The sequence below is a fragment of the Paenibacillus sp. EC2-1 genome, assembly GCF_049311625.1.
Lineage (GTDB): Bacteria > Bacillota > Bacilli > Paenibacillales > Paenibacillaceae > Paenibacillus_AQ.
In genome coordinates, this window is record NZ_CP186006.1 from 915,369 (window position 1) to 927,466 (window position 12,098).

General features: G+C 47.8%; 10 protein-coding genes. All 10 read left to right on the plus strand.

What is annotated here, in order from left to right; genetic code table 11:
- Positions 1 to 2: 2 nt before the first annotated feature.
- The 10 genes from purB (at position 3) to purD (ending at position 11,954) form a co-directional block, all read left to right on the plus strand.
- A complete protein-coding gene (purB, locus tag ACK8P5_RS04375; protein ID WP_422659766.1) occupies positions 3 to 1,301 on the plus strand; it encodes an adenylosuccinate lyase in 1,299 nt (432 codons plus the stop codon).
- Between the two features lie 76 nt (positions 1,302 to 1,377).
- Positions 1,378 to 2,262, plus strand: coding sequence for a phosphoribosylaminoimidazolesuccinocarboxamide synthase (locus tag ACK8P5_RS04380; RefSeq protein ID WP_422659767.1), 885 nt, complete (start codon positions 1,378 to 1,380; stop codon positions 2,260 to 2,262).
- Positions 2,263 to 2,325: 63 nt separating this feature from the next.
- Entirely contained in the window at positions 2,326 to 2,571 is a 246-nt protein-coding gene (gene purS, locus ACK8P5_RS04385) for a phosphoribosylformylglycinamidine synthase subunit PurS (protein ID WP_379242693.1), read from the plus strand.
- A 2-nt stretch (positions 2,572 to 2,573) separates the two neighbouring features.
- Positions 2,574 to 3,263, plus strand: a complete 690-nt coding sequence (gene purQ, locus ACK8P5_RS04390) for a phosphoribosylformylglycinamidine synthase subunit PurQ (RefSeq protein ID WP_422659768.1) — start codon at positions 2,574 to 2,576, stop codon at positions 3,261 to 3,263.
- Positions 3,238 to 5,484, plus strand: coding sequence for a phosphoribosylformylglycinamidine synthase subunit PurL (gene purL / locus ACK8P5_RS04395; protein WP_422659769.1), 2,247 nt, complete (start codon positions 3,238 to 3,240; stop codon positions 5,482 to 5,484). Before purQ ends, purL begins: the two co-directional genes overlap by 26 nt.
- Complete coding sequence (gene purF, locus ACK8P5_RS04400; RefSeq protein WP_422659770.1) at positions 5,469 to 6,953, plus strand: amidophosphoribosyltransferase; 1,485 nt, start codon at positions 5,469 to 5,471, stop codon at positions 6,951 to 6,953. Before purL ends, purF begins: the two co-directional genes overlap by 16 nt.
- A gap of 135 nt (positions 6,954 to 7,088) precedes the next feature.
- On the plus strand, positions 7,089 to 8,129 hold the full coding sequence (gene purM / locus ACK8P5_RS04405) for a phosphoribosylformylglycinamidine cyclo-ligase (protein WP_422659771.1): 1,041 nt from the start codon (positions 7,089 to 7,091) through the stop codon (positions 8,127 to 8,129).
- Positions 8,129 to 8,752: a phosphoribosylglycinamide formyltransferase gene (purN, locus tag ACK8P5_RS04410; protein WP_422659772.1), complete on the plus strand. Its 624-nt coding sequence runs from the start codon at positions 8,129 to 8,131 to the stop codon at positions 8,750 to 8,752. The genes purM and purN overlap by 1 nt, the downstream gene beginning before the upstream one ends.
- 255 nt (positions 8,753 to 9,007) lie before the next feature.
- On the plus strand, positions 9,008 to 10,555 hold the full coding sequence (gene purH / locus ACK8P5_RS04415; protein WP_422659773.1) for a bifunctional phosphoribosylaminoimidazolecarboxamide formyltransferase/IMP cyclohydrolase: 1,548 nt from the start codon (positions 9,008 to 9,010) through the stop codon (positions 10,553 to 10,555).
- Between the two features lie 130 nt (positions 10,556 to 10,685).
- Positions 10,686 to 11,954, plus strand: a complete 1,269-nt coding sequence (purD, locus tag ACK8P5_RS04420; RefSeq protein WP_422659774.1) for a phosphoribosylamine--glycine ligase — start codon at positions 10,686 to 10,688, stop codon at positions 11,952 to 11,954.
- Positions 11,955 to 12,098 lie beyond the last annotated feature (144 nt).

Here is a 12,098-nt window from a genome sequence, read left to right on the forward strand (position 1 = left end):
ATATGATCGAACGTTACAGCAGACCGGAAATGCGGGCTATCTGGACCGAGGAGAATAAATTCAGAGCATGGCTTGAGGTTGAGTTATGTGCATGTGAAGCTTGGGCTGAACTGGGTGTTATTCCTAAAGAAGATACCGTAGAGCTCCGCAAGAACGCGACCTTTGATATCGAGAGAATCTATGAAATCGAGCAAGAGACACGCCATGACGTTATTGCATTCACCCGTGCGGTATCTGAAAGCCTTGGCGCGGAACGCAAATGGGTGCATTACGGCCTGACTTCTACAGATGTAGTAGATACAGCTACAGGATACCTGTTGAAACAAGCGAATGAGATTTTGGAGCAGGACATTCTTCGGTTTATTGGCATTCTGAGAGAGAAAGCACTTGCTTATAAACACACACCAATGATGGGTCGTACGCATGGTGTACATGCAGAGCCAACAACCTTCGGATTGAAAATGGCACTGTGGCACGAAGAGATGATTCGTAATCTGGAGCGCTTCCGTCATGCGGCTGATGGCGTTCAGTACGGTAAAATCTCCGGTGCTGTAGGCACATATGCCAACATTGACCCTTCGGTAGAGCAGTTCGTCTGCGAGAAGCTTGGTACAAAGGCTGCTCCGATCTCGACACAAACACTGCAGCGTGACCGTCATGCTGAATACATGGCTACACTGGCACTCATCGCAACTTCCCTTGATAAATTCGCTACGGAAGTGCGCGCACTTCAGAAGAGTGAAGTTCGTGAAGTGGAAGAAGCTTTTGCGAAAGGGCAAAAGGGTTCCTCTGCAATGCCGCATAAACGTAATCCAATTGGCTCCGAGAATATTTCGGGTCTTGCGCGCGTCATTCGCGGCCATATGGTTTCGGCATATGAGAACGTGTCACTCTGGCACGAACGGGATATTTCCCACTCCTCTGTGGAACGTGTCATTCTGCCGGATGCAACGATGCTTCTGAACTACATGCTGAACCGCTTCGGTAATATCGTAAAGAACTTGACGGTATTCCCAGAGAATATGAAGCGCAACATGGCACGGACTTTCGGTGTTCCGTTCTCCGGCCGTGTGATGACGAAGCTGATCGACAAAGGCTTCAGCCGCGAGCAGGCGTACGATACGGTACAGCCGAGAGCCATGCAGGCATGGGAAGAACAACGTCAATTCCGTGAGATTATTGAGGCAACACCGGAAATTACGGAAGTGCTGAGCCGTGAAGAGATCGAAGATGCATTTAATCCAAGCTGGCATCTGAAGCATGTAGATACGATTTTTGCGAAATTGGGCTTGAACGAATAGTAGAGCAGTCGTTCCTTTAACTGCCAAGATAACGGCCGCTATCAAGCGGCCCCCGCTTAAAAGGGAGTGAGATGACATGGCATTACCTGCGCTTTCTACGGCTGTCGATTTAATTGATGCACCTTTGTTGTACAAGGGTAAGGTTCGTGAGCTTTATGATCTGGGAGAGCACATGCTGATTGTGGTTACTGACCGAATCTCAGCGTTCGACTATGTGCTAGACCCACCGGTTCCCGCTAAAGGAACGGTGCTGAACAAGCTTAGTACTTTCTGGTTTGGACTGACTGAACAGTTGATCAACAATCATGTTGTTCATACAGATGTGGAGTTGCTCGGCTCGATCGTTAAGGACAAAGAACTGCTGGAGGGTCGGATTATGGTAGCCCGCAAGGCAGAACGTATTGATATTGAATGTGTCGTGCGTGGATATATTACGGGCGGCGGATGGCGTCAATATCAAGCTACGGGTGAAGTGAATGGCATTAAGCTTCCTGAGGGAATGCGTAAGAATGAGGCATTTCCAGAGCCGATCTTCACACCTGCGGCCAAGAATGATGTGGGTCATGATGAAGATATCTCCATGGAGCGCATGAAAGAACTCGTTGGCGATGAGCTTGCGCTAGAACTTCAGGAGAAAAGTCTGATGCTGTACCGATTCGCGCGTGATTACTGCGCGGAGCGAGGAATTATTTTGGCGGATTGTAAATTCGAATTTGGTCTAATTGATGGGAAAGTCATCTTGATCGATGAGATTTTCACTCCGGATTCATCCCGTTTCTGGGATAAAGCGAATTATGCGCTGGATATTGAGATTGACAGCATGGATAAGGAGCCTGTTCGTACGTACTTGGCTTCATCCGACTGGGATAAGAACAGTAAACCTGATCCGCTCCCTGAATCCGTTGTTGCAGAAACAACGAACCGTTATACCGATATTTTCCGCCGGATTACGGCGTCTTAGGTTCACAAGGCAATCATAAGTAAGCAATTATTCATATACGATACCGAGGAGGAACAGGAAACGATGTTGAAAGCAAAGGTCTATGTCACCATCAAGCAAAGCGTTTTGGATCCACAAGGGGTAGCAGTACAAGGGGCACTTCATTCCGTAGGATTCAAGGAAGTGGAAAGCCTTCGTATCGGAAAGTATATGGAGTTAGAGCTGGATACAGATAACCGCAAGGAAGCGGAAGAGCGTCTGCAGCAAATGTGTGAAAAGCTTCTGGCTAATACGGTAGTTGAAGATTACCGTTATGAATTGGAGGGCTAACCATGAGATTTGCAGTACTTGTCTTCCCAGGTTCGAACTGTGATATTGACTGTTATAAAGCAGTTGAGGCCATGGGAGAATCTGTGGATTATGTATGGCATACAGAAACAGATCTGTCGCCTTATGATTGCATCTTGGTACCTGGAGGCTTCTCCTATGGAGATTACCTTCGGTGCGGTGCGATTTCCCGGTTCGCCCCGGTCATGAACGAAGTGGCCAAAGCGGCGGAAGAAGGAAAATTCATTCTTGGAATTTGTAACGGATTTCAGATTTTGACGGAAGCAGGGCTCTTGCCAGGTGCTCTTCGTCGTAACGAATCTATGAAATTCCGCTGTCATGATAGTGTACTTAAGGTCGTTAATCAGGAAACACCATTTACAGGTAGTTATTCGGAAGGACAAGAGATTGTTATTCCTATCGCTCACGGTGAAGGTAACTATTATTGTGATGAAGCTACACTACAACAGCTCCGGGACAACCGGCAAATCGTATTTACTTATAAGGATAATCCGAATGGATCGGTTGCAGATATTGCAGGGATTTGTAACGAGCGCGGCAATGTGCTTGGCATGATGCCTCACCCGGAACGTGCGATGAGCAGCCTGCTCGGATCGGAAGACGGAAAGGCAATGTTTAAATCCATCATTCAGACATGGAGGGATCGTCATGACGCAGCAACAAGTGTCCGCTAAAGAACCAACCGCAGAGCAGGTTGCGGAGTTTAAGTTATATGAACAAATGGGAGTATCGGACAGCGAATACGATCTGATCTGTTCGTTTATGGGACGTAAACCTAACTATACGGAAATCGGTGTATTTAGTGTTATGTGGTCCGAGCACTGTGCATACAAGAATTCGAAGCCTTTGCTTCGTAAGTTCCCGACAAGTGGTCCGCGCGTTCTGATGGGACCTGGTGAGGGAGCGGGTATTGTAGATATCGGTGACAATCAAGCAGTCGTGTTCAAAATCGAAAGCCATAACCACCCATCTGCCGTTGAGCCTTATCAAGGTGCAGCTACGGGTGTAGGCGGCATTATTCGTGATATTTTCTCCATGGGTGCAAGACCGGTAGCGCTTCTGAACTCGCTTCGCTTCGGCAGACTAGAGAGCGATCGTGTTAAATATTTGTTCGAGCATGTGGTTTCGGGTATTGCTGGCTATGGTAACTGCATCGGCATTCCTACCGTTGGTGGAGAGGTTGTCTTCGACGAAAGTTATGAAGGTAACCCACTCGTTAACGCTATGTGCGTAGGTATTATCGATCATGATAAAATCCAGCGCGGTGTTGCAAAAGGTGTAGGTAACCCCGTGTATTACGTTGGTCCTCCAACAGGCCGAGATGGTATTCACGGTGCAACCTTTGCTTCCGTTGAGTTGACCGAAGAATCTGAGGCGAAACGTACTGCAGTTCAGGTTGGCGATCCGTTCATGGAGAAGCTGGTTATGGAATCTTGTCTGGAGCTTATTGATACGGGCATCGTGCTCGGGATTCAGGATATGGGTGCGGCCGGATTGACATGTTCTAGTGCTGAGATGGCAAGTAAAGCTGGTAATGGACTGGAGTTGTATCTGGATCAGGTTCCACAACGTGAAGAAGGCATGACTCCGTATGAAATGATGCTGTCTGAATCCCAAGAGCGTATGTTGTTCGTTGTTGAGCCGAAGGATGAGGCGCAGGCGCTTGAGATTTTTGAACGTTGGGGCGTCATTTGTGCGAAGGTCGGTAAGGTAACCGATGACGGAAGATTGAAGCTGATTCATCACGGTGAAGTCGTTGGTGATATGCCAGTTAAAGCACTGGTAGACGAGTGCCCTGTATATAACAAACCTTCAGCTGTACCTGCTTACTATGAAGCTCAAGCTGCTGTGGATACACTTCGTTATGATGAAGTGAAGGATCTTGGCGATGCCTTGAAGCAAATTCTTGGTTCTCCAAGCCTTGCAAGTAAAGCTTGGGTGTACAATCAATATGATTATATGGTTCGTACCAGTACGGCGGTTCGTCCAGGTTCTGATGCTGCGGTAGTGACGGTAGACGGCACACGCAAAGGACTTGCGATGACAACGGACTGTAATGGACGTTATGTATATCTAGATCCAGAGCTTGGAGGCAAAATTGCCGTTAGTGAAGCAGCGCGTAACATTGTCTGCTCCGGTGCTGAGCCACTTGCGATTACGGATAACTTGAACTTCGGTAGCCCGGAGAAACCAGAGATTTTCTGGCAGATGGAACGTGCGGTGGACGGAATGGCAGAAGCTTGCCATCAGCTGAACACACCAGTTATCGGCGGTAATGTCAGTCTGTACAATGAAAATGCGAAGGGTGCAATTTACCCAACTCCCGTTGTAGGTATGGTCGGTCTAATTCATGATACAGATCATATTACAACGCAAGGCTTCAAATCCGAAGGCGATGCAATCTACCTGCTTGGTGAAACGTTCGCAGAGCTTGGCGGTAGTGAATTCCAGGCGATCTTGCATGGTGTTTCTGAAGGTCGTCCTCCAGAGCTGAATCTGACTACAGAGAAAAAATTGCTCGATGGCGTACTTACTGCCATTCAGTCTGGTTTTGTTAGCTCTGCTCATGATGTATCTGAGGGTGGACTTGCTGCAGCGTTGGCTGAAAGCTGTATTAGCGGAAGTGTCGGTGCTGAAGTTAATCTGAGCACAGAGCTTAGAAATGACATTGTACTCTTCAGCGAAAGCCAATCCCGTATTATTCTTTCCGTATCCCCTGACAAACAGGCTGATCTGGAGCAGCTCTTAAAGGAAGCAAATGTTCCGTTCGCTACGATTGGCCATGTTGGCGGAGATCAATTAAGCATCAACATTAACGGTACTTCCGCTGTGAAAGAACCGGTGGAGGCTTTGAAGTCCGTCTGGGAGGATGCCATTCCATGCCGAATGAATTAATACCGGAAGGATTATGGACTGGTGATTACTATAATGAAGGAACAGGACAGAGCGATATCTTTGATACGCTCAAAGAGGAATGCGGCGTATTCGGGGTGTTTGGACACCCTGATGCCGCTTCACTGTCCTACTATGGGCTGCATGCACTGCAGCACCGGGGCGAGGAAAGTGCAGGAATCTGTGTGGCAGATGGTCGTGAGTTCAACTATCACCGGGGTATGGGACTCGTTAAGGAAGTATTCGACAAGGATGTTCTAGAGTCTTTGAACGGAGATATGTCTATTGGGCATGTTCGTTACTCTACCAGTGGAGATAGTCGCCTGTCTAATGCGCAGCCGCTGATCTTTAAATACCGTGAAGGTAATCTGGCCATTGCAACAAACGGCAATATCGTTAATGAGCCACAGTTACGGCGCGAGCTGGAGAACGCGGGTTCAATCTTCCAGACGACGAGTGACACGGAAGTGATCGCCCATCTGATTGCGCGCTCGCCGAAGGATTTTGTCGAGGCGGCTAAGGATGCACTTCAGCGCCTAGTAGGCGGATTCGCATTCCTAATTATGACGAATGACAAGCTGCTTGTTGCTTCCGACCCGAATGGGCTAAGACCCATAACCATGGGCCGTCTGGGTGATGCATATGTCTTCGCTTCTGAAACATGTGCCATGGAAGTGATCGGGGCAGAAGCAGTCCGTGATATTGCGCCAGGTGAATTACTTGTCTTGGATGTGAACGGTTCCGGACTACAAGAAGATCGTTACACAGAAGCAGGTCAAAAAGCACTGTGTGCGATGGAATACATCTACTTCTCTCGTCCGGACAGTGATCTGAACGGCTCGAATCTACACTCCGCACGTAAACGTATGGGCAGCCGGATGGCGCTTGAATCGTTTGTGGATGCGGATGTGGTCACAGGCGTTCCGGATTCCAGTATTTCGGCTGCGATTGGATATGCAGAGCAGACGGGTATTCCTTATGAACTTGGACTTATTAAGAATAAATATACGGGCCGGACATTTATTCAACCTAGCCAGGAGCTGCGCGAGCAAGGCGTTAAGATGAAACTAAGCGCCGTTCGTCGTGTTGTCGAAGGCAAACGTGTCGTGATGATTGACGATTCCATCGTTCGGGGAACGACATCCCGGCGGATTGTGAATCTACTGCGAGAAGCGGGAGCTGCAGAAGTGCATGTTCGGATTACTTCTCCACCGTTCAAGAATCCTTGCTTCTACGGAATAGATACACCGAATCGTCAGGAGCTTATTGCTTCTGAGAAGAGTGTGGAGGAAATATGTAAGGAGATCAATGCAGACTCCCTAGCCTTCCTAAGCCCTGAGGGCTTGATCAAGGCGATCGGTGGTTATGACGAGAAAAGCCCGAAAGGCGGATTATGTCTCGCTTGTTTTGACAACGAGTACCCGACGAAGATTGATTTTAAAGGTGAAGAAAAGATGGGCTGCGGCTGTTAAGGTGACTTATTCATTCCGGAGCTGCCATACCTACAAGTTGGTGGTCTCCGGATCTATTTTCTTTCATCTGCTAAGTCATTAAGGGCATTGAATATAATATAGATTCTTTCTTTATAAAAAAGGAGTGTTAAGCGCGTGTCTGATACTTATAAAAACGCCGGTGTGGATATTGCTGCAGGCAATGAAGCTGTTGAACGGATGAAAAAGCACGTCAAGACTACATTCAGACCAGAGGTTATGACGGATCTGGGTGGTTTTGGAGCCCTCTTTCAACTAAATAAAGATAACTATGAAGAGCCGGTTCTCGTCTCGGGTACCGACGGCGTCGGCACAAAGCTGAAACTTGCATTCGCGATGGACCGTCATGACACCATCGGAATTGATGCAGTGGCTATGTGTGTGAACGACGTTGTGGTACAGGGTGCGGAGCCGCTCTTTTTTCTGGACTATCTAGCTTGTGATAAGGTCATTCCAGCGAAAATCGAAGCGATTGTTAAAGGGATCGCGGATGGTTGTAATCAAGCAGGGTGTTCCCTGATTGGTGGCGAAACGGCCGAAATGCCAGGGATGTATGCTGAGGGAGAATACGACATTGCTGGTTTCACGGTGGGTATTGTCGATAAGAGCAAGATGATCAACGGACAAGCGATTGCATCTGGTGACGTTGTTCTTGGATTAGCTTCTAGCGGTGTGCATAGCAATGGTTTCTCACTTGTTCGTAAGCTGCTTCTGGAGGAGTCTGGATATGCGCTCGATCAAGAGCTGCCTGAGCTTGGCGCACGTCTTGGAGATGTATTACTTGAACCAACGAAGATTTATGTTAAACCGCTGCTTGCACTCCTCAAAGAGATTCAAGTGAAAGGTATGGCTCACATTACAGGCGGCGGATTCATCGAGAATATTCCGCGTATGCTGCCAGAGAACGTGAATGTCGACATTGAGTACGGTTCATGGCCGATTCTGCCGATCTTTAAACTGATGCAGGACCAAGGCAGCATCTCCAATAAAGATATGTTTACGACATTTAACATGGGAATCGGCATGGTTGTTGTCGTTGCTGAGCAGGATGCAGATCAGGCACTTCAGCTCTTGCGTTCCGCTGGTGAAGAGGCTTATGTTATCGGAAAAGTTACCGACGGAGAGCGTGCGGTTACCTTTACGGGAGCGAATGTGTAATGGGATCATACCGGATTGCGGTGTTCGCTTCCGGCAGAGGAAGCAATTTTCAGGCGCTTGTTGATGCGATGGCTAACGGTTCGCTGGGTGGAGAGATCAGTGTTCTCGTATGCGATAAGCCGCAGGCTCCTGTTGTAGAGCGTGCCCGTAAAGCAGGGATTGATTGTTTTTTGTTCCAGCCGAAGGACTATGCTTCGAGAGAAGACTACGAGCAGGAGATAGCAGCAGAACTCAGTAAACGCGGTATAGATCTAATTGTACTGGCGGGATATATGCGTCTGTTGACCTCCGTTCTGGTGGAACCGTACAGTGGCCGTATGATTAACATTCATCCATCGCTGCTGCCTTCATTCACAGGGAAAGATGCCATCGGGCAGGCGCTAGCGTATGGAGTGAAAATGACGGGTATTACCGTTCATTTTGTCGATGGAGGAATGGATACGGGGCCAGTTATTGCACAACATGCAGTCGAAATCTTGGAAGGGGATGACGAAGCATCCCTTTCTGAGCGTATCCATACCGCTGAACAGCAGTTATACCCTGAAGTCGTATCTTGGTTTACAGAAGGCCGGATTACGCTGAATGGGCGTAATGTGGCGATTGCTGCACCGGTGAAGCGGTAAAACCGGACAAGGGACGCCTTATCATCGACAAGTTCGATATTTCTCGGGAAATACTTTAGGAATTATCTCATATCGACAGCATTTACCTTTAGCATAGATTATCAATCCAATAAGCGACGTTTAATCAAGTTCCATTGATCTGAATGAACTTATTCGCAGATATAGGGTTCTACGGATGATTTAGAATCGAATTATGCGAATGGAATAGCTAAAGACACGTGTGGAAACTTTCCACAATGATAGGGAGGAATAAATGTGAGTATCAAAAGAGCACTGGTCAGTGTGTCAGATAAAACGGGAATCGTGGAGTTTTGCCGCGAATTGGCTTCCCTGGGTGTTGAGATCATTTCAACAGGAGGAACAAAAAGCTTGCTTGCCAAAGAAGGCGTACCGGTTATCGGTATTTCGGATGTAACAGGCTTCCCTGAAATCCTTGATGGACGTGTGAAAACATTGCACCCAGCGGTACACAGCGGTTTGCTCGCGGTTCGTGATAGCAGCGAACATCAACGTCAGATGCAAGAGTTGGGTCTGGACTATATTGATCTCGTTGTTGTAAACCTGTATCCATTCCAGGAAACGATTGCGAAACCGGATGTCGAATACGAAGATGCAATCGAAAATATCGACATTGGTGGGCCAACGATGCTCCGCTCCGCGGCGAAAAACCACGCATTTGTTAGTGTTGTTGTAGATGCGGGCGACTACAGTGCGGTTCTGGAAGAGATTCGCGCGGATGGGGATACAACACTTGAAACGCGTAAGCGTCTTGCAGCTAAGGTATTCCGTCATACAGGAGCATACGACACATTGATTTCTGAGTATTTGTCGAATGTAACTGGCGATCCATTGCCAGAGCGTCTGAGCGTAACATACGAGAAGATTCAAGATCTTCGTTATGGTGAGAATCCACACCAGAAGGCCGCTTTCTACAAGAAGCCGCTGGCAGCAGCAGGTACTTTGACAACAGCTGAGCAACTTCACGGTAAAGAGTTGTCTTACAACAACATTAATGATGCGAATGCAGCCCTGCAGATCGTGAAGGAATTTGATGAGCCGGCTGTCGTTGCAGTTAAACATATGAATCCTTGCGGTGTCGGCGTAGGCACCAATGTATTGGATGCGTTCAAGAAAGCTTATGAAGCTGACACCACCTCCATCTTCGGTGGGATTGTTGCAGCAAACCGGACGATTGATGGGCCGACAGCTGAGCTGCTAAAGGATATTTTCCTCGAAATTATTCTGGCACCAGATTTCACACCGGAAGCATTGGAGCTGCTCACGAAGAAGAAGAATATTCGTCTTCTGAAAATGGGTGAGTTCGGTTCCGCTAAGGAACGCCAGAGTGTACTTGCTGTAACTTCAATCGAGGGCGGTATGATCGTGCAAGAGAGCGACGTTCATTCGCTTGATGTGGATGATCTCAAAGTCGTTACAGATCGTAAGCCAACGGAAGAAGAACTGAAGCAACTGCTATTCGGCTGGAAAGTCGTGAAACATGTGAAATCGAATGCGATTGTACTGGCTGCAGATGATATGACTGTAGGTGTGGGTGCTGGTCAGATGAACCGTGTAGGCTCGGCACGCATTGCGATTGAACAAGCAGGCGACAAGGCAAAAGGAGCTGTTCTCGCTTCTGACGCATTTTTCCCGATGGGGGACACGCTCGAAATCGCAGCAAAAGCAGGAATTACCGCTGTCATTCAGCCTGGTGGCTCCGTGAAAGATGAAGAGTCCATTAAGGTGGCTAATGAGAACGGGATCGCTATGGTATTTACAGGTGTAAGACACTTTAAACACTAAAATTTAATGAGGAATCGCATATTCGGGGTAGTCCTGGCATGATGCTGCTGCCCCGGGCGGTTCCTTTGCTGTATAAATGATTCATCTCGTGAATCAATAAATGTATTGATCTTTTGGATGGAGGGGAAGCATGGACATTTTAGTAATCGGTGGCGGTGGACGCGAGCATGCGATTGTATGGGCGCTGTCCAAGAGCCCAAAAGCCGGAACCATATATTGTGCACCTGGAAATGCAGGTATTGCTCAGATTGCAGAAGTAGCACCTATTGCAGTTCATGAGTTTGAACAATTAAAAACATTTGCCCAAGAGAAAGCCGTTGGGCTTGTTGTTGTCGGGCCAGATGACCCGCTTGCAGACGGGATTGTAGATGTGTTCGAAGAGGCAGGTATTCCGGTATTCGGACCACGCAAGAATGCTGCTGAAATCGAGGGCAGCAAAACATTTATGAAAGATCTGCTTCATAAATACAATATCCCAACAGCAGCCTACGAGAAATTTGATGATTACGAACAGGCACTGGCTTACTTGCGGAGTCAGCAGGCTCCAATTGTTGTTAAGGCTGATGGACTTGCAGCAGGTAAAGGTGTTACTGTTGCACATACCTTAGAAGAGGCAGAGTTGGCGCTTCGCGATATCATGCAATCCAAAGTGTTCGGGGAAGCGGGAAGCCGAGTTGTTATCGAGGAATTCTTAGAGGGACAAGAAATGTCGATCTTGGCCTTCGTTGATGGCGAGACGGTGAAACCGATGTCGGCTGCACAGGATCATAAGCCAGCTTACGACGGCGATTTAGGACCGAATACAGGTGGAATGGGTACATATTCTCCACTTCCACATATTTCGGATTCCATTATTGAAGAAGCGATCGAAACGATCATTAAACCGACCGCGAAGGCGATGGTATCCGAGGGTCGTCCATTCCGCGGTGTGTTGTTCGCTGGTCTAATGATTACACCGGATGGCAAACCGAAGACGATTGAATTTAACGCTCGTTTTGGTGATCCGGAGACACAGGTGGTACTGCCACGCTTAAAGACAGATCTTCTTGAAGTGTTCTTGGCAGCTGTGAATGGAACGCTTGCTGATCTTACGCTTGAGTGGAGTGATGAGGCAGCCGTGTGTGTGATTCTAGCTTCAGGTGGATATCCGGCTTCATATCCGAAAGGTCTGGTTATTTCTGGTCTGGATGCGGAGGACTCTTCTTCAATCGTGTTCCATGCTGGAACAGCGCTTGATGGAGAAGGACGAATGGTTACGAACGGTGGACGCGTTCTCGGGGTTGTGGGGCTTGGTTCTGATATTGCTTCCGCTCGTGCGAAAGCTTATGAACGTGCGGAACAGATTACTTTTGAAGGAAAACAGTTCCGTACAGACATCGCAGCGAAAGCATTGATCTGAAACGGTATTTCCAGAGGATTTGCAGTATCATTCTATTATTACAAGTCATTCATTCTAGTATAATTAGAGGCCTGCATTTATTGCAGGTCTTTTATGTTTCAGGATCATAAGGATGTTGTTTTTTTACAATAGTTGGGTAATTGT